Annotated in this window: 14 protein-coding genes and 1 tRNA gene; 9 read left to right on the forward strand and 6 right to left on the reverse strand. The window is 41.4% G+C overall.

Annotation, left to right across the window (positions count from 1 at the left end; genetic code table 11):
* Positions 1-2 precede the first annotated feature (2 nt).
* Positions 3-857, reverse strand: coding sequence for a universal stress protein (locus tag H8B06_RS00435; RefSeq protein ID WP_190992316.1), 855 nt, complete (start codon positions 855-857; stop codon positions 3-5).
* Positions 858-1,008: 151 nt separating this feature from the next.
* Between H8B06_RS00435 and alaS the strand changes: the two genes are divergently transcribed.
* The 3 genes from alaS to H8B06_RS00450 all read left to right on the forward strand — a co-directional run bounded on the left by alaS (position 1,009) and on the right by H8B06_RS00450 (position 5,506).
* Positions 1,009-3,621, forward strand: coding sequence for an alanine--tRNA ligase (alaS, locus tag H8B06_RS00440; protein WP_190992317.1), 2,613 nt, complete (start codon positions 1,009-1,011; stop codon positions 3,619-3,621).
* Between the two features lie 5 nt (positions 3,622-3,626).
* A complete protein-coding gene (locus tag H8B06_RS00445) occupies positions 3,627-4,721 on the forward strand; it encodes a TlpA disulfide reductase family protein (protein WP_190992318.1) in 1,095 nt (364 codons plus the stop codon).
* Positions 4,722-4,816: 95 nt separating this feature from the next.
* A complete protein-coding gene (locus H8B06_RS00450; RefSeq protein ID WP_190992319.1) occupies positions 4,817-5,506 on the forward strand; it encodes a response regulator transcription factor in 690 nt (229 codons plus the stop codon).
* An 8-nt stretch (positions 5,507-5,514) separates the two neighbouring features.
* On the opposite strand, the gene H8B06_RS00455 is transcribed toward H8B06_RS00450, so the two are convergent.
* The 3 genes from H8B06_RS00455 to H8B06_RS00465 form a co-directional block, all read right to left on the reverse strand.
* On the reverse strand, positions 5,515-7,323 hold the full coding sequence (locus H8B06_RS00455; RefSeq protein WP_190992320.1) for a glycoside hydrolase family 15 protein: 1,809 nt from the start codon (positions 7,321-7,323) through the stop codon (positions 5,515-5,517).
* Between the two features lie 11 nt (positions 7,324-7,334).
* Entirely contained in the window at positions 7,335-9,557 is a 2,223-nt protein-coding gene (locus H8B06_RS00460) for a bifunctional alpha,alpha-trehalose-phosphate synthase (UDP-forming)/trehalose-phosphatase (RefSeq protein ID WP_190992321.1), read from the reverse strand.
* Positions 9,558-9,929: 372 nt separating this feature from the next.
* A tRNA-Leu gene (locus H8B06_RS00465) sits at positions 9,930-10,011 on the reverse strand.
* Positions 10,012-10,228: 217 nt separating this feature from the next.
* Between H8B06_RS00465 and H8B06_RS00470 the strand changes: the two genes are divergently transcribed.
* On the forward strand, positions 10,229-10,705 hold the full coding sequence (locus H8B06_RS00470) for a hypothetical protein (RefSeq protein WP_190992322.1): 477 nt from the start codon (positions 10,229-10,231) through the stop codon (positions 10,703-10,705).
* A 136-nt stretch (positions 10,706-10,841) separates the two neighbouring features.
* Complete coding sequence (locus tag H8B06_RS00475) at positions 10,842-13,268, forward strand: glycoside hydrolase family 95 protein (protein ID WP_223857391.1); 2,427 nt, start codon at positions 10,842-10,844, stop codon at positions 13,266-13,268.
* On the opposite strand, the gene H8B06_RS00480 is transcribed toward H8B06_RS00475, so the two are convergent.
* Complete coding sequence (locus H8B06_RS00480; RefSeq protein ID WP_223857392.1) at positions 13,252-13,836, reverse strand: NUDIX hydrolase; 585 nt, start codon at positions 13,834-13,836, stop codon at positions 13,252-13,254. The genes H8B06_RS00475 and H8B06_RS00480 overlap by 17 nt on opposite strands.
* Positions 13,837-13,858: 22 nt before the next feature.
* Here H8B06_RS00480 and pyrE point away from each other — a divergent pair, with 22 nt between their 5' ends.
* From pyrE to trxB, 4 genes are all read left to right on the forward strand, one after another.
* Positions 13,859-14,503 (forward strand): orotate phosphoribosyltransferase, encoded by a 645-nt coding sequence (gene pyrE / locus H8B06_RS00485; protein ID WP_190992324.1) that lies wholly within the window; start codon positions 13,859-13,861, stop codon positions 14,501-14,503.
* A gap of 19 nt (positions 14,504-14,522) precedes the next feature.
* Entirely contained in the window at positions 14,523-14,921 is a 399-nt protein-coding gene (locus tag H8B06_RS00490; protein WP_190992325.1) for an SRPBCC family protein, read from the forward strand.
* Positions 14,922-15,074: 153 nt separating this feature from the next.
* Entirely contained in the window at positions 15,075-16,004 is a 930-nt protein-coding gene (locus H8B06_RS00495) for an exonuclease domain-containing protein (RefSeq protein WP_190992326.1), read from the forward strand.
* A 29-nt stretch (positions 16,005-16,033) separates the two neighbouring features.
* A complete protein-coding gene (gene trxB / locus H8B06_RS00500) occupies positions 16,034-17,002 on the forward strand; it encodes a thioredoxin-disulfide reductase (RefSeq protein ID WP_190992327.1) in 969 nt (322 codons plus the stop codon).
* A 38-nt stretch (positions 17,003-17,040) separates the two neighbouring features.
* On the opposite strand, the gene H8B06_RS00505 is transcribed toward trxB, so the two are convergent.
* Entirely contained in the window at positions 17,041-17,829 is a 789-nt protein-coding gene (locus H8B06_RS00505) for a Cof-type HAD-IIB family hydrolase (RefSeq protein WP_190992328.1), read from the reverse strand.
* Between the last annotated feature and the right edge of the window lie 2 nt (positions 17,830-17,831).

Here is a 17,831-nt window from a genome sequence, read left to right on the forward strand (position 1 = left end):
GTTTATATAGTTTTTCCAAAAAAAGCCGGCTTTTGCAGCTTCAATGTCATGGCTTTGGATACCGATGACGTAAACAATCTTTCAAAAAATGTTTTTCGGGTTTTTGAAACTAAAATAATGTCGATGTCCTGGGTATCGATCAAGGTGCTGAGAACTTCTGGTATCGTATCTTGGTTCTTATCCTCTTTTAAAGTAGGCGCTATGAGTTTATTGGTTTGCCGTACCGCTGAAAACTCGTCTACATTAAAAGCCCATGAATCTATCCGGTTGTTGACCGAAGCAACCTTTTCACTTTCTTTGTATACGTGGATAAGAGCAACGTCGATCTCCTGTTTGAAAATATGGACAAACTCTTGAAGCGTTGTCAATTCCTCTTGTTTAAAATTCGTTAATAATCCTGCCTTTTTTATTACTGTCGGAATGTATTCGATATTGGGTATGACAATAACCGGAATAGGTGATTTTGCGACAATTAATGCTGTATTACTTCCCCAGAATATATTTTTGTTTGCTGATGCTCCTGTTGTTCCCATGGCAATAGCGACATAATCTTCCTTTTTTGCTTCTTTAGGGAGTGCCTCCTCCAAAAGTCCGCGATCATTATGATAAGATATCGGTGTGTCAGGGTATTGGTCTTGAAGCCGATGTACCCATTCTTTCATCGTCAGATCGGCCTTTAATACGTCAGATTGCACACGTTCTCCTTCCAATTCGTTTTCGTCAAAACCGGATGAAACTGCTGTGTAGAAATGAATAATATGCAAACTGTATTGGTGCTTTTTAGCCATTTCCGCGGCATATCGGGCAGCCAAAAATGCGTTTTCCGAAAAGTCAGTCGGTACTAAGATCTTCTTCATTATAAGTCGATGATTACTGTATAAAAGTACAAATAATAAGTGGTTTTAAGAATTTAAAAGTAGGTTACTGTATACGCTATATGCTAAGCGTTGTGAGAGCAAGCATTTTTAGCTATTTTTGTACCTCGAAAATAAGTATATATAGGATTCCATGACCAGCAAAGAAATACGCGAAGCTTTTTTAAGTTTTTTCAAGAACAAATCACACGATATCGTGCCTTCCGCTCCAGTTGTTGTGAAAGATGATCCCACGTTGATGTTTACCAATGCAGGGATGAACCAGTTTAAGGAGATTTTTTTGGGAGAGACGCTTCCGAAGCATACACGTGTGACCGACACGCAACGATGCCTACGCGTATCGGGGAAGCACAATGATTTGGAAGAAGTCGGTATTGATACTTATCACCATACGTTGTTTGAAATGTTGGGCAATTGGTCGTTTGGTGATTACTTTAAGAAGGAGGCGATTGCTTGGGCTTGGGAGTTGCTCACAGAAGTATATCAACTGGATCAAGATCGGTTGTATGTGACCATTTTTGAAGGAGATGAAAAAGAAGGGCTGGAACGGGACAGTGAAGCATACGATCTCTGGAAGAGCCACGTAGCGGAGGATAGGATTTTATTGGGTAACAAAAAAGATAACTTTTGGGAAATGGGCGAAACCGGACCTTGCGGCCCCTGTTCAGAAATCCATTATGATATGCGTTCGGATGAGGAACGTGAAGCCATAAGAGGGCAACAACTGGTCAACGCCGATGATCCACAGGTTATCGAGATATGGAACCTGGTATTTATGCAGTTCAACCGATTGAAGAGTGGAAAATTGGAGCCCCTGCCGGCAAAACATGTGGATACGGGCATGGGATTCGAACGCTTGGTACGTGCTATCCAGGGGAAGACGTCGAATTATGATACGGATGTTTTCCAGCCTATTATCCAATTTATTGCAGAGAGGGCTGGAATAACGTATGGTGCTGACGAGAAGACCGATATCGCTATGCGTGTATTGTCCGATCATATACGCGCCGTGAGTTTTGCAATTGCTGACGGGCAGCTGCCTTCCAACAATAAAGCAGGTTATGTTATACGGCGTATATTGCGTAGAGCGGTGCGTTATGCCTACACTTTTCTTGGTTTCAAAACACCGTTTATTAATGAGCTGGTCCCGCTTTTGGCGAAGCAATTTGAAGGTGTGTTCGATGAACTTATACAACAGCAGAGTTTTGTACAGAAGGTGGTGTTGGAAGAAGAGGTTTCTTTTTTACGTACGCTAACAACAGGTATACAACGTTTTGAGAACTACATTGCTGAACATAGTGCAATCGAGGGTGATTTTGCTTTTGAATTGTTTGATACCTATGGTTTTCCGATAGACCTTACCGGGCTATTGGCACGGGAAAAAGGACTACGCGTAGATATGGAGGGGTTCCAGCGCGCCCTGCAACAACAGAAAGAACGCTCGCGTGCTGCTACAGCAATTGATACTGGCGATTGGGTTACGGTATCGAATGGTGATGAGACAGAATTTGTCGGATATGACTACCTAGAAGCAACTACACAGCTATTGAAATACAGAAAGGTCACGTCAAAAGGTAAGCAACAATATCAGCTTATCTTATCCGTTACGCCATTTTATGCGGAAGGTGGAGGACAGGTCGGAGATTCTGGGTGGTTGATCTCTGACGCCAACGAAAAGGTCTATATTACCGATACCAAAAAAGAAAATGCACTTATTGTACATTTTGTAAACGAACTTCCGCCCGTATTAGAAGGTGATTTCAAAGCGGTCGTGGATAAGCATAAACGGCTTGATACGGAAAGCAATCACTCCGCTACACATTTATTACATGCTGCCTTAAGACAGGTGCTGGGAGATCATGTCGATCAGAAAGGCTCATTGGTCTCTCCGGATATATTGCGTTTTGACGTTTCGCATTTTGCGAAGATTACGCCGGAAGAACAAAAACAGGTAGAAGATATCGTCAACGCGAAAATAAGGGAGAATATTGCACTGAAAGAAGAACGTCAAGTTCCATATCAGGAAGCGATAGCGACTGGTGTCCGCGCATTATTCGGTGAAAAATATGGCGATTATGTGCGTGTGATTACGTTTGACGACGTCTTTTCGAAGGAGCTTTGTGGCGGTACACATGTGCGGAGCACCGGCCAGATTGGTTTTTTCAAGATTATATCGGAATCTGCAGTAGCTGCCGGTGTACGACGTATCGAAGCGATAACAGGCTCGAAAGCAGCTGCGGTAATCCGCGAACAGTTTGAATTGGTGGACAAAATGCGGGAGCTGATGAACAATCCGAAAGATTTCGTTTCGACGGTGGAGAAAGTGTTGAACGAGAACCATGAACTGAAAAAAGCGATGGAGAACCATATCCGCGAAAAATCCTTGCAGATGAAAAAGGAATTGGAAGCAAAAGTGGAGCAGGTGGATGGTGTTAACTTTTTATCGCTGATAGTTGATCTCCCTAGTGCTGATGCGGTGAAAACATTGGCTTATGCTTTGAAAGGCGCTTTGGACAACGCATTTGTGGTGCTGGGAGCAGAGATTGATGGAAAACCCAACTTAACCGTAATGATTTCTGATGACTTGGCAAAAGCACGTGGATGGAATGCCGGAGCTATTGTTAAGGATTTGGCGAAAGATATTCAAGGTGGGGGAGGCGGACAGCCGTTTTTTGCGACGGCTGGCGGAAAGTTGGTCGAAGGACTTCCGAAAGCAATTGCTCGGGCAAAAGATTTTGTAAAATAATAGAAATGAGGAAAATAGCTGGTTTATTGGGGGCATTGATGGTGTTGTGTTCTGCGTGTTCGAACAAGGATGTAATTCATATATCGGGGTACATAGACAACCCGGGGAATGTGAAGGTCATTGCTTTTCACGAAGGTGATAGAAAGTTAGATTCTGTCTACCTTGCCGATGGAAATAAATTTAAATTTGAGCGGCAGGCTACACAGCCTCGCTTGCTTTCTGTCGTGCTAGGGAACAATAAGTATCCTGTCATTTTGACCCCCGGTGAGCCCTTGAAATTTGTTGCCGATATGCATCATCCAGAGGATTATCAGGTAGAAGGCTCCGCGTTGACGACAGCGTTAAAAGAGTTTGCCCCTTACCAACGTCGTAAAGAACTGGTTCAGGACTCATTACAAGGTGCGTTTGCGAAAGCAACCTTAAATAAGTCAGCCGAAGAGATCGAAAGTTTACGCTTTGATTACTTAACGGAGTTTAAATCGAAATTAGCGGCGTATACGCAGCAAGTGGTAACATTTGCGGAACAACATAAAAATCTTGCGGGGTTTTATGCTATGAGTACATTAGACCCCGAGATTGCTGAAGCAGAGATTATCACTTATGCAGATGAAATTGAAGATGCATTCACGGATAATCGTTATGTGTCTCAATTTAAAGAGGAAGCAAAGAAACTAAAGCGGTTGGCTGTAGGGCAGCCGGCGCCGGAAATCGAATCATTTACACCGAATAACAAAGCTGTAAAACTTTCTGATTTTAAAGGACAATATGTACTGGTTGATTTTTGGGCTTCGTGGTGTGCGCCGTGTAGAGAGGAAAATCCTAATATCGTGAAGCTGTACCATACCTATAAGAATAAAGGATTTACGGTGTTGGGTGTATCGTTGGATAATAATCCAGGTAGTTGGATACGAGCGATCGAAGCGGATAATTTAGATTGGACGCAAGTTTCCGATTTGCAGGCTTGGAGTTCTGATTTGGTTGTAAACTATCGTATTAAAGCGATTCCGTCATCGTATTTACTAGATCCTGAGGGGAAGATACTAGCTAAAAATTTAAGAGGTAAGGCGCTAGCTGAATTTTTGCAGCAAACTTTAAATTAAGAAGATATTTAACAACTGTTAAGCAGTTAACAATTTGATAACACATCCTTAACGTTGTTTTACCATTTAGTACATAATTTAGCAAAAAAACAACAATGAATGCCAATCAAAAAATACTAGTGGTAGATGATGAACGAGATATCGTTGATTTAATATCATACAGTCTGACGAAAGAAGGTTATCAAGTTTATCAAGCATACAACGGGAAGGAAGGAATAGAAGTTGCTAAGCAGGTTAATCCAGATTTAATTATTTTAGACGTCATGATGCCGGAAATGGATGGTATAGAAGCATGTCGGCTAATGCGCTCTATGCCCGAATTTAAGCAAACATTTATGGTGTTTCTTACAGCCCGAAGTGAAGAGTACTCTGAAATAGCCGGTTTTAATGTAGGTGCTGACGATTACATTGCGAAACCTATTAAACCACGTGCTTTAATGAGCCGCATCAATGCGATATTACGGCGTAATAATACAGAATCGGGCGTTGATCAAACAGATAAACTAGAAATTTTGGATTTGGTTATTGATCGGGATTCTTTTCTAGTATATCGTGACGGTGAGAAGATTGTCCTGGCCAAGAAAGAATTTGAATTGCTCTATCTTTTGGCTTCCAAACCGAATAAGGTGTTTACCAGAGAGCAGATCCTAAAAGCCATTTGGGAAGACTCCGTGGTGGTTACGAACCGAACTATCGACGTGCATATTCGTAAACTTCGGGAAAAAATCGGCGATCATTACGTCTCTACGGTGAAGGGAGTAGGATATAAGTTTGAGGTGGCTTAAGCCACCTCTTATTCATATAAACTATCAAAGAAAGTAGGCTTATCCAATTTTACAGCAATACGATAGGCAGCATTTATTAATCCCACGTGGCTATAGGCCTGTGGAAAATTACCCCATTGTGAACCATCGTCTTCATGGACGTCCTCACTAAAAAGCATAAGATGATTCGCAAAAGACAAAAGCTGTTTAAACACATCTTGGGCCTCTTCTAGTCGACCAACACAAGCCAAGGCTTCTACGTACCAAAACGCACACACTAGAAATGTCGATTTTGGCTTCCCAAAATCGTCCTTGTGCAAATAGCGGTAAAATAAGCCATGTTTGCCTTTGAGTTCCTTTTCCAGCTGTTGAAGATGTTTCTTCGCTTTTTCTGATGAGGGATCTAGATAACCCATCATAATGAGCTGTAGCGTAGATGCATCAAGACTTTGGCTTTCACTAGCATTGGTGTATACCTGTTTTTCCGAATCATAACAGCTCTCTATATGCTTTTCGGCCTGTGTACGAATCGTATTGGCTTGTTCCTCAATGTCTTCGAAACCGTATTGTTTAGCGATTTTAAGCGCTGCTGTAGCTCCTGCCCATTGGAACAAGTTCGAATAGCAATGACGGTTCTGAAAATTTCTGAACTCCCATATTCCCGCATCTTTCTCATCGATGGTCTGCGTCATTTTCTGAAGAATAAGGTGTGTCCATGATTTTGCGGCGTGTAGGTTCTGGTGGCGAAAACGGTGGTCAGAAAACAGGGGAAGCAACGCAATCAGCGCTTGTCCATATACGTCATTCTGGATGTGTTCCGAAGCTTGATTGCCTACGCGGATAGGTTTATTTCCTAAATAGCCATCCAGATACGGGATGGTATACTCTTCCAAATCTGATTGTCCCATGATACCATAGAGTGGTTGTAACCTGCCTGTATCATTTTGTGTAATATTGGCGATATAGGAGGCGTACTTTTCCATTTCTTCAAATTGCCCTAAGTGGCTGAGCGCCGTTAGTACATAATAGCTATCGCGTAACCAACAAAACCTATAGTCCCAATTCCTTCCAGACCCTGGGTATTCGGGTAAACTTGTCGTACTGGCTGCGATAATCGCTCCGGTATCTTCGTATTGGTGCATTTTGAGCGTTAACGCAGATCGGATGACTTCTTTTTGATAAAACGCGGGTACCGATGCATTCTTCACCCACTTATACCAATATTCTTTTGTTCGAAGGAGAAAATCCTCTGCTGTGCGAGCGATAGGAGCTTCAAATGGACTTCCGTAAGTTAGTATCAAATAAATGGGTTGACTAAGGACGTGGGTATTGTCATCAAAAAAATGACTGATCGGCATATTGGTCGCAAGACGAATCTTGATGTGTTCCATTTCAAATTGAACGTGGTTACTGCCTCGGTATTTATGGAAGGATTTCCCACCGTATTCATAGGTAGGTTCACATATTACCCGGATTTTAGGGTTTCCGCGCATGGGCTCAATTTTACGGATAAGCGTGAGGGGCTTGTAGTAACGTTCATATTGTTCAAAACGAGGCGCAAAATCCGTAACTTGATAAACACCATCTTTCGTTTCTATTTCGGTGCATAAAATATTGGTGTTCTCCAGATAGAACTGTTTGCTATTTATCGTTTCTTCATGGGGTAAAATACGGAATGTTCCGCCAAGTTGTTTATCTAATAAGCCACCAAACACAAAGGAGTCTTGAAAGGATGGCCAACATAACCAATTTACATTGGTGTCGTTTTCAATATGTGCGATATAAGCGCAATTACCTATAATACCAGAATTGTATTTGTGTCTTACTGTTTCGTTCATATGTTTATAGTTTAATGACTTGTATTGCTGCTTTGCGGCTGCGATTCAATCTGTTCTACAAAATAATTAATGAGTTTCACGGCGTCCGCCTGACTTTCAACATAAAATTGTGCTTCGGATTTCTTATTTCCGACTTTCACCGTAAAGGCGCCGGCGGGAAGCTCGATGAACATATCCTCATCGGTCACGTCGTCACCAATGGCGAAGATAAAATCAGGTTCGTAGTCGTTAACGATCTCCAGGGCCGCCATACCTTTATTCACTTCGCCATTTTTTACTTCAATTACTTTGTCGCCTTGAAGCAATTGAAGTCCATGATGCGGAATGAGATAGCGTAACGCATCGACAAGTTCTTGCGAACGTAATTGACCTAGTCCTTGTTGTGCTTTTCGGTAATGCCACGCCAGAGAATATGTTTTTTCCTCAATAAAAGCCCCAGCCGTAAGGTTCGCAAATTTCGACATAATGTGTTTTACGGGGATTTTCCATCGTGTGGAAAGCTGGGATCGTGGTATCCACTCATAAGCTGGATAATTTGTCCATGCGCCGTGTTCGGCTATTAAATAATAATCTTTATCGCCAAACCAGCGTTCTAACGTTTCCCGAGGACGCCCACTAATAATGACAATTTGATTCGCGCTATCGGATTGTAATTTCTCCAAAATGCTATACAATCCAGTTGTCGGAACAGCTGCATCGGCATCTTTATGAAAACCAATTAATGTACCGTCGTAATCTAGAAAGAATAATCGCTTTTGGCTATTGTGGTATGTATTGAAAATCGTTTCTCTGACTTCGTCACGGACCTTACGTGACATTTCATTCCGCTGGATAATTTTAATTTCCCGTAAGCGGTTAAAGAATAATTTGACCCAATGGTTGATGTTAAATTTCTCTACAATTTCAATGCTGTCGTCCATCCGCTTTCGTTGTTCTTCTTTAGGCATCTGCAAGGCTTGTGCAATGGCATTACTAATTTCGTTGATGGCGTTGGGATTAACTTGAATTGCGTCTAACAGTTCTTTGGAAGCGCCTGCTAATTCGCTTAAGATTAATACCCCCAAACTATTTTCTTTACTGGCGATATATTCTTTGCATACCAAATTCATACCATCCCGGAGAGAAGTGACCAAACATATATCAGCAGCGGTATAAAGAGCAGAAAGCTCTTCTACTGGATAGGTATTATAATAATAGGCGATGGGTGTCCATGCGTTTGTGCCGTATACGGCATTGATATGTCCGGCCATCCGGTCTATTTCGTCACGAAGCCGTTTATATTGGGGTACGGTGTCTCTGGATGGTACGACTAACATATATAGCACGACCTGACTGTGATATTCTGGCCAGTTGATCAGGAAGTCTTCAAAGGCATGCAATCGCTCTAATATACCCTTACTATAATCCAATCGGTCGATAGAAAGAATGATTTTACGATTTTGGTATTGTTCTTTTATCGCTCGTGCGCGGTTTTGAACTTCGGGGCTCTCCGCTAGAGAACGAAACTTATTATAGTCAATACCCATGGGAAAAACTTCTGCATAAACGCTGCGATCACCCACTTGCAATGAATTGTTCTTTATAGTAAGTCCTATAATATGAGTACACGCATTTAAGAAATGTTGTGTGTCATTATAGGTGTGGAAGGCGATAAGGTCAGCACCTAGTAAACCTTCCAGCAATTCATTCCGCCAGGGAATACATCGAAATATTTCGTCCGGGGGAAAGGGGATATGCTGAAAATAGCCGATGGATATTTTTTCGTCGTCTTGGCGGATCAGTTTGGGGAGTAACATCAACTGGTAATCATGAATCCATATTTCATCTTTCGCATCCAGCTGCTGTGCCCAGATCGTATCACAAAATGCCTGATTTACTTCCTTGTAATACTGCCAATTTTCTTGTTTGTATACGGCGTATGACAATCGATGGTGGAAGATAGGCCACAACACTTCGTTTGAAAATCCTTCATAGTATCCTTCTATCTGTTCTATTGTGAGAAAAACGGGAATAAGGTTTAATTCCTTTAATTTTTCTTTGATGATTTCCTTTTCTTCTTCGGAATCAGGTATGTATCCTGGCCATCCAATCCATATATTGTTATCTTTTTTATAAATAGAGCCTAGTCCCGTCGCTAGGCCTCCTTCGCTTGGAATAAATTTAAGTGTACCTTCGTGTTTTTCAATGCGTACGGGTAATCGATTTGATATAATTATTGTTCTTTTTTTATACATGTAGATGTTTTTCATGATAATGTAGGAGAAAAGCTTCCAAAGCTAATTAGAAGCCATAAGAATAACCCTCGAAACAGAAAATTGTTTTATGAAATTGTCAAAGATATACAGCCTTTTCAGATATTACCGTTATATTACTTTATCAATACATTAGTTTAAAGAGAGCTGACGTTAACCTTATTTTAAGATGGACGTATTAGATTTTCATAAAGGCGGATGAAACAATTTTCTAACGCGAACTATGTCTGCAAAATGTCTACAAAACTTTCGGCTTGAATTACCAAAACATTCGTGTCAAGAGTGTGTCTATGTCGTTCAAACAGGGTTTTTAAGCAAAAAATGCGAACCGTCAACGGCTCGCATCCTTAAAAGTACCCAGCGCCGGAGTCGAACCGGCACATCCGAAGATATTGGTGTTTGAGACCAACGCGTCTACCAATTCCGCCAGCTGGGCGTGCTGTGTCCTTGTTTGACGTTGCAAATATAGGAGATGTTTTAGGTTTTGCAAAAAATATTTTTGTTGTTTTTACAAACTGGCTGATTTTAACTTATTTATTTTTTCAATAGAACTTTTCCTGTTAACATTATTTAACGGCTTCGTATTAAACGTTTCTACCGTTTCGGAATCTACTACTATATAAGAAACGGAAAATAATTAAATAACTAAAAAGATGAAAAAGGCACTATCATTATCAGTATTGTTTGCAGGAATTAGTTTCGCAACGTTTGCGCAGGAACAAAAAGAGACAGACCATACCTTTAAGAGAGAGCGTAAGCATCCCCGCATGGAGAAAAAGATAACAAATCGTACACCTGAAGAGATGGCAAAAGTAAAAACAGACCATTTAGATAAGCGTTTGAAATTTACGGATGCACAGCGTGCTGAAGTATATGCTGTTCAATTGGAACAAGCGAAACGGGTAGTAGTTCATCGGGATGAAATGAAAAATATGCAAAGCAAATGGCGCGAAGAGATGAAAGGTTCGCAGGAAAAGATGGAGAAAATACTGACACCGGAGCAAAATGAGCAACTTAAAGAGAGCTATGCGCAGCGTCGCAAAGGTAAATCTAAAGCACCAAGAGGGGAGTTTAGAAAAAAAGGAACGATAGAAAGGCAAACGCCAGTGACCGAAAGTACGGAAGGTTAAGATTGTAGATGTTTATATGTAGTTTAGTTTGTGATAGCGAACAAAGGGGGCAATTGCCCCCTTTGTTTTATTCTTATTTTTGAGGATAAGTTAAGGGATATTTGTTAATTTGCTGCAAACAACTGCTTAGGCAACCATGTATTTAAAACCAAACATAAAAATAGCGCTATTATTTGTAAATATGGGTATTTTGGTGCTTTCATGTACCGCGCAGAAGTCTAACGAATGGATACTGCTTTATAATTCTCCGGCCAATATGTGGGAGGAGACGCTGCCTTTAGGGAACGGCCGTATAGGCATGATGCCTGATGGGGCCATTGATACGGAACTCGTGGTATTGAATGATATCAGCATGTGGTCTGGAAGTGAAGACCCCGACGCACTTAGCCCAACAGCATTTGACCATCTTGAAGAAATTCGTAAGCTATTACTTTCGGGAAAGAATATGGCGGCACAAAACTTGATGTATGCGCATTTCCGCAGTGGCGGACTGGGATCAGCTTTTGGTAAGGGAAAAGATGCCCCTTATGGTTGTTTTCAAATGCTGGGTAATATGCATATTCGTTATAAGTATCCACAAAACGAGGAAACCGTTAACTATCAGCGTATACTCTCTTTAAACGATGCCGTCGCCTCCACCCAATTTACAAAAGGTAATACGACTTATTCCCGTGAATATTTTGCTTCTCAAGCGCATGATATATTAGGTGTCCGTATCGTAGCGGATAGGAAAAAGTCAATTTCGTTTGAAGTACATCTAAGTCGACCGGAACGAGCAACAGTTTGGGTAAGCGACAACATTATTTTTATGGAAGGGCAATTAAATGACGGATACAACACCGACAAAGGCATACGCTATCTGACCAAGTTGCAGATTGTGAATAAAGGTGGCGAGTTGATCGCAAGTGACAGCTCTTTACAGATCAATAATGCCGATGAAGCTGTGATTCTGCTCTCTACTTCTACCGATATGCTCGATGAAAACTATAAGGAGACGGTTGACAATCTGTTAACAACAGCAAAAAATATATCGTTCAACAAGTTGAAGCAGGAACATATCGCTACGTACAAGAATAAATTTGATCGTGTGGAGTTAGATCTAGGCGTTCAAGATAATGTTACGCCGACAAACGAACGTCTTATTAGCTTTCAATCAAACGATGATCCTGCCTTTGCCGCGCTGTACTTCCAGTTCGGGCGTTATCTAATGATCAGCGGGACAAATGAAAACTCGCTTCCGCTTAATTTGCAAGGTTTGTGGGCAAACCAAATACAGACACCGTGGAATGGTGATTACCATTTGAATATAAATGTGCAAATGAATTATTGGCCGGTGGAAGTGTGTAATCTTTCGGAACTGCACCGGCCGCTGATCGATTTTACAAAGTCATTAGTGCCATCGGGGGAAGCTACAGCTCGAAAATTTTACGATGCTAACGGATGGGTGGCACACATGATGAGCAATCCCTGGAAGTTTACCGCTCCAGGTGAACATGCTTCATGGGGTGCTACCAATACGGGTGGAGCATGGCTATGTGCACATCTTTGGGAACATTATAGCTTTACGGAAGATAAAGCATATTTACGTTCCATTTATCCGGTGTTGATGGGTGCGGCAAAATTTTTCCTCAGCAGTATGATTGCTGAGCCCGAGCATGGTTGGCTGGTAACCGCCCCCTCGTCTTCCCCCGAAAACGCTTTTTATCTCTCGGGAGACTCCGTGCCCATATTTGTGTGCATGGGACCGACAATGGATGTGCAGATTATCAATGAGTTGTTCTCGAACACGCTTTCAGCAGCTAAAATACTGGATATAGAAGATGAAAATACAACTAAGATACGAGAAGTTTTAGCGAAGCTACCGCCTATGCAAATCAGTGCGGAAGGGTATTTACAAGAGTGGCTTCAGGATTATCGGGAAGTAGAACCTAATCATCGTCATGTTTCGCATTTATATGGACTATATCCATCAAACCAGATTTCTCCAGCAACGACTCCTGAACTGGCTGCTGCGGCCCGTGAAACACTTAACCGACGAGGTGATGATGGTACTGGTTGGTCTCGTGCATGGAAAGTAAATTTTTGGTCGCGGTTACATGATGGCAACCGTGCCTATAAGTTGTTAAAAAGCCTGCTTGAGCCGACCGCAGGAAGCGAAATAAAAATGAACAGCGGGGGTGGAACGTATAATAACTTGTTTTGCAGTCACCCTCCATTTCAAATTGACGGAAATTTTGGCGGTACCGCTGGCATTGCAGAAATGCTCCTTCAAAGTCATAATGGGTATATAGAACTACTTCCGGCACTGCCTGATGTGTGGCCTGATGGAAATGTTAAGGGATTGCGGGTGCGTGGCGGAGCAGAAGTGAGCATACAATGGAAAGACAAAAAAATCACATCGTTAATGCTGAAAGCATCCGTTGCCAATGCGTTTAAATTAAAAGTTCCCGCCTATATCTCCTCCATTAAACAAAACGGCGAGAGTTTAACCATTGAAAATGGGTTTATAACATTAGAATTGGACGGGGGTGAGGAAACGAGATTAACTATATATCCTTTATAATTTGTGAAATTAATGGATAAGTGTTTTCCAAAACCATATCAAAATCGTCTTTATCAATCCAACGAGCATCGGTAATGTCTTCCGCTGTTTGTGGAATCAATTTTGGTGATTTATTAACCCCCATCTCATACCAATTCGTCTGCTTGAGAACGAACCTCCCGCGCATCATATACGTATGATAGGTAGTTTGGAGCTTGGACCCCATGTAATTTATACGGATACCACACTCTTCTTCTACTTCACGGATAGCCGCTTCTTTCATCTTTTCGTTGTTTTCTACTTTGCCTTTGGGCAAATCCCATTTTCCCAACCGGTGTATAAATAGATATTCACCCTCTCCATTTTTAACCAATCCACCAGCGGCTTTTATAATTTCGGGCTTTTGCAAGATGGATTTAAAAACTTTCGTTACATCGGGATGTATATAGAGATAGGTAATGCCCTTTGTTGTTTTCTGTTTAGATGCTTGAAAAAGTTTTTCAAGATCAATGTCTTGTAAACCAATTGTTTGAACATTAGACAGTTTCTTTGGTAGAAAATCAGCCAAAATAAGCTGAGATTCGTTCATATAAATTTTATAAATTTGTGCCATGAATAAGTTAAATGAGGTTGAACAAAAAATTGCTGAATCCTTATTGCAAATTAAAGCAATAAAATTACAACCTAAAAACCCTTTTGTGTGGGCATCGGGTTGGAAATCTCCAATTTATTGTGATAATCGTATTGCATTATCACATCCGGCAATCCGAACTTATATTCGCCAACAGCTGTCACAGTTGATTCAGGAGGAGTTCGGAACTGTTGAAATGATATCAGGTGTAGCAACAGCGGGAATACCTCAAGGCGTATTGGTTGCGCAAGATCTAGGTTTACCATTTACGTATGTTCGCAGCAGTGCGAAAGACCATGGTCGTCAAAACCTTATTGAAGGAGAAGTTGTTAGTGGGCAGCGTGTAGTCGTCGTGGAAGATTTGATATCTACCGGAAAGAGCAGCTTGCAGGCTGTAGAAGCATTGCGTGAGGCGGGGTGCAATGTGGTTGGACTAGTTTCGATCTTTACCTACGGGTTTGATCAAGCAGTCAAAAACTTTGCAGATGCTAAATGTCCATTCTTTAGCTTGTGCAACTACGAGGCACTTATCAAAGTCGCCGTAAACAACGGCTATATATTGGATGCTGATGTGGCATTGTTGGAACAATGGCGTAAAGATCCGTCGACGTGGACTGGAAAATAATGTATTAAAAATAAAGCATATGACCATTATTCAAAACAGTGTTGATATTGAGAAGCCTATAGAAGCGGTATATGCGTTTTTAGCGGATATGAATAATCACGAACAGCTTATGCCCAACAACATTGAAAACTGGTCGTCCACCGAAGACGAAGCTCGTTTTTCCATCAAGAATATGGCAAAACTGGCGTTGAAAATAAGTCAGCGAATAGTGAATAAGGAAATCGTGTGTGTGCCAATAGAAGACGCCCCGTTTGCGCTTACCTTACGATGGAAGCTGGAAGATAAAGGTATAAATACCACCAACGCGACATTTGTGATGGAAGCTGAACTTAATATGATGATGAAAATGATGGCCTCTGGTCCGCTTCAAAAACTAGCCGACTATCAGGTAAATACATTGAAAAGTATATTAGGGTAACATATCCTTTAGCATACGAAAAGCAAATCCTCGATGAAAATCGGGGATTTTTATTTTACCGTGATAATTGTGTCATTAATCCGTGATGTGTTTAACAAGACCGAAGAGTTTCGTACATTTGTTGTACGAGAGTTTATAATCAATCGCTATTAGATGGAATTACAATTAAAACGCCCCCTGGCTTTTTTTGATTTGGAAACTACGGGGGTAAATATTGCCGTAGATCGTATCGTTGAGTTATCTATATTGAAGATATCTCCTGGAGGCAAAGAAGAGGTATTGACGATGAAGGTTAATCCCGAAATCCCAATACCTGCTGAATCTTCTATGTTTCACGGGATTTATGATGAAGATGTGAAAGATCTTCCCTCCTTTAGGGAACGAGCCGAAGAAATCAAAAACTTTATAGAAGACGCTGATTTAGCTGGTTATAACTCGAATAAATTTGATGTACCCATGTTGATGGAAGAGTTTTTGCGTGCCGGAGTCGATTTTTCATTAGAGGGGAGAGCTTTCGTCGACGTACAAAATATTTTTCACCAAATGGAACAACGGACTTTGAAAGCGGCCTATAAGTTCTATTGTGACGCATCATTGGAAAATGCGCATACTGCGGAGGCTGATGTACGAGCAACTTACGAAGTATTAAAGGCGCAATTGTCAAAATATGAAGGAATAGCCTTTGAAGATAAACACGGGAATGTAACGACTCCTGTCGTAAACGACGTGGAAGCTTTGCATCGGTTTACCAATCTGAGCAATCCGGTTGATTTTGCCGGCCGTTTGGTGTACGATGAGGAAGGCGATCCATGTATCAATTTTGGTAAGCACAAAGGTAGAAAGGTCGTCGATGTATTTGAGGTGGAACCTAGCTATTATGCCTGGATGCAGCAAGGCGATTTTCCACGCTATACCAAAAAGGTGTTAGAGAAACTGTGGAATACACATCGAAATAAAAAGAAAGAACAGCAACAAAATAGCCGGGTAGAGATACATAAGCCTCGTCCAACGAAGGAACAGACTCCTGCTAAACCTATTACGGAAGATATGCTTAAACAACTTCAGGGAAAATTTGGGAAATAAGTTTTAAGTGATAAGTTACGAATTAAAAAATGACAAATACAACAGAAATAGAACACTTACAGTGCTTGATTATTGGATCAGGGCCTGCGGGGTATACAGCGGCAATTTACGCAGCTCGAGCCGATTTAAATCCCGTAGTATATACAGGGATTGTTCCAGGAGGACAATTGACGCAGACGACTGAAGTAGATAATTTTCCAGGCTACCCCCAAGGTATTACGGGGCCTGTTTTAATGGAAGATCTAAAGGCACAAGCCGAACGTTTCGGAACGGAAGTGCGTTTTGGTTACGCTACGAAAGTAGAATTTTCGAGAGATGGCGGTACACACAAAGTAGAGATCGACGGTTCGACATGGGTTTCCGCAGAAACAGTTATTATTGCGACGGGTGCTACCGCAAAATGGTTGGGATTGCCTTCGGAGGAAAAATATAATGGATTTGGTGTATCTGCTTGTGCGGTTTGCGACGGTTTCTTCTTCAAAGGCCAAGATGTGGCGATTGTAGGTGCGGGGGATACAGCAGCGGAAGAAGCAACTTATTTAGCCAAGTTGTGTCGGAAAGTGTATATGTTGGTGCGTCGTGACGAATTCCGGGCTTCTAAAGCTATGGTGCATCGCGTGATAAATACACCGAATATTGAAGTGTTGTACAACTCGGAAACAGAAGAAATAGTAGGTGATGAATCAGGGGTTACAGGTGTGCGGGTTGTGAACAACCAGACACAGGAAATAAAGCATTTAAATGTTACAGGATTCTTTGTGGCTATTGGTCATAAACCTAATACAGAGCTGTTTAAAGGAATCCTTGATATGGATGAGACAGGCTATCTGATTACGAAGCCGGATAGTACCGCCACTAATATACCTGGTGTTTTTGCAAGCGGTGATGTACAAGACCATATATATCGCCAAGCCATTACAGCAGCAGGTACCGGTTGTATGGCCGCATTAGAAGCTGAACGTTATTTGGCAGCTAAAGAAAGTTTTGTTGAAGAATAAATTTTTGTATGGGCGTAAAACTTTGCGCCCATGCTTTTCTATATGACGTTAAAGTGGTGTAGAGCATTCCAAATACCATCGTTGTCTACATCCGTTGTAATGTAATCCGCGATTTCTTTTACTTCGGGGTTAGCATTCCCCATGGCCACGCCAATAGCTACATGCTTTAACATCGTAATATCATTTCCGCCATCTCCAAATGCCATCGTTTGGGCAATATCTAATCCGAAATGCTTGCAGAAAATATCTATTCCGACTTGTTTGCTCTGTCCTTTCGGATTCACATCGGCAAAAAGAGGTGTCCATCTGGATGCAATCGAGTTCGGCATGACATTTTTCATAAAAACGTCCTCTTCTTCCGGCCCTAGGAATATATTAGTTTGTAAAATACTCGAGGGATCAACTTTGTTTATGTCCACTAAAGGAGGGACAGGAAGATTTAGGTGTGCATACATCCCTGCTATTTCCGGTGTCACATCATAAATAGTGATTTCTTTCTCGGACATAAGAGAAAAGCTTAGCGGATGTTCTTCCGTATACTTCAAAACTGCTTTTATATCATTTGGATGGATAGCTTGTTTAAACAGTACATCACTTTCTTGCGTTACACAATAGCCGCCATTAAAGGTAATAAACCCATCAAAATCCAAAAATTTAACATGATCAATGCTATTAATGGAACGGCCAGTAGACAAAATGACTTTAATCCCCTGTCTTTGCAATTGTTCGATTGCCTTTTGGGTAGAGGAAGGAACTTGATGTGTCTTGAAACTTAAAAGCGTACCGTCTATATCGAAAAAGACAGCTTTGATTTTAGGATTTTGCATAA

The organism is Sphingobacterium micropteri, from assembly GCF_014692515.1.
Classification (GTDB): domain Bacteria; phylum Bacteroidota; class Bacteroidia; order Sphingobacteriales; family Sphingobacteriaceae; genus Sphingobacterium; species Sphingobacterium micropteri.

Bases quoted from the DNA above. Each gene is read 5' to 3' on its own strand.
- H8B06_RS00455 (WP_190992320.1), bottom strand. From the start codon at position 7,323: ATGAACGAAACAGTAAGACACAAATACAATTCTGGTATTATAGGTAAT.
- H8B06_RS00480 (WP_223857392.1), bottom strand. From the start codon at position 13,836: ATGAACGAATCTCAGCTTATTTTGGCTGATTTTCTACCAAAGAAACTG.
- alaS (WP_190992317.1), top strand. From the start codon at position 1,009: ATGACCAGCAAAGAAATACGCGAAGCTTTTTTAAGTTTTTTCAAGAAC.
- H8B06_RS00495 (WP_190992326.1), top strand. From the start codon at position 15,075: ATGGAATTACAATTAAAACGCCCCCTGGCTTTTTTTGATTTGGAAACT.
- H8B06_RS00435 (WP_190992316.1), bottom strand. From the start codon at position 857: ATGAAGAAGATCTTAGTACCGACTGACTTTTCGGAAAACGCATTTTTG.
- H8B06_RS00490 (WP_190992325.1), top strand. From the start codon at position 14,523: ATGACCATTATTCAAAACAGTGTTGATATTGAGAAGCCTATAGAAGCG.
- H8B06_RS00470 (WP_190992322.1), top strand. From the start codon at position 10,229: ATGAAAAAGGCACTATCATTATCAGTATTGTTTGCAGGAATTAGTTTC.
- H8B06_RS00450 (WP_190992319.1), top strand. From the start codon at position 4,817: ATGAATGCCAATCAAAAAATACTAGTGGTAGATGATGAACGAGATATC.
- trxB (WP_190992327.1), top strand. From the start codon at position 16,034: ATGACAAATACAACAGAAATAGAACACTTACAGTGCTTGATTATTGGA.
- H8B06_RS00460 (WP_190992321.1), bottom strand. From the start codon at position 9,557: ATGTATAAAAAAAGAACAATAATTATATCAAATCGATTACCCGTACGC.
- H8B06_RS00475 (WP_223857391.1), top strand. From the start codon at position 10,842: ATGTATTTAAAACCAAACATAAAAATAGCGCTATTATTTGTAAATATG.
- pyrE (WP_190992324.1), top strand. From the start codon at position 13,859: ATGAATAAGTTAAATGAGGTTGAACAAAAAATTGCTGAATCCTTATTG.
- H8B06_RS00445 (WP_190992318.1), top strand. From the start codon at position 3,627: ATGAGGAAAATAGCTGGTTTATTGGGGGCATTGATGGTGTTGTGTTCT.
- H8B06_RS00505 (WP_190992328.1), bottom strand. From the start codon at position 17,829: ATGCAAAATCCTAAAATCAAAGCTGTCTTTTTCGATATAGACGGTACG.